At 49.4% G+C, this 308-nt stretch carries 1 protein-coding gene; it reads left to right on the forward strand.

The genetic code is table 11. From position 1 onward, the window contains the following. Positions 1-308 (forward strand): G5 domain-containing protein (locus tag ADM50_RS03445; protein ID WP_049484539.1); only part of this gene is annotated, 308 nt, incomplete at both ends.

Below are 308 nucleotides of genomic sequence, written 5' to 3' on the forward strand. Positions count from 1 at the left end.
AAGACTCGCGTCTACAGTTCTAACGGTCAAGAGCTTGACCGCCAAGAGTTGTCCAACGAGGAAACCCTAGCTCCTGTAACGCAAATTGTCAAGGTCGGCACGGCTAAGCCAAACATGGTACCGAACGATCCACCGCAAGCAGATGCTTTGCCAGAGTATCCACTGACATATACAGATGAAACCCGCGTAGAGAAAATAGCCTTTAATATTGAAGAGCAAACTACGGATGAATTGGTCCAAGATGCCCGCCACATCACAACTCCGGGAGTCCAAGGTGAACGGACTATCAAGACTCGCGTCTACAGTTC

The sequence above is a fragment of the Streptococcus oralis genome (genome assembly GCF_001075675.1).
In the GTDB taxonomy this organism is placed as follows: Bacteria; Bacillota; Bacilli; order Lactobacillales; family Streptococcaceae; genus Streptococcus; species Streptococcus oralis_V.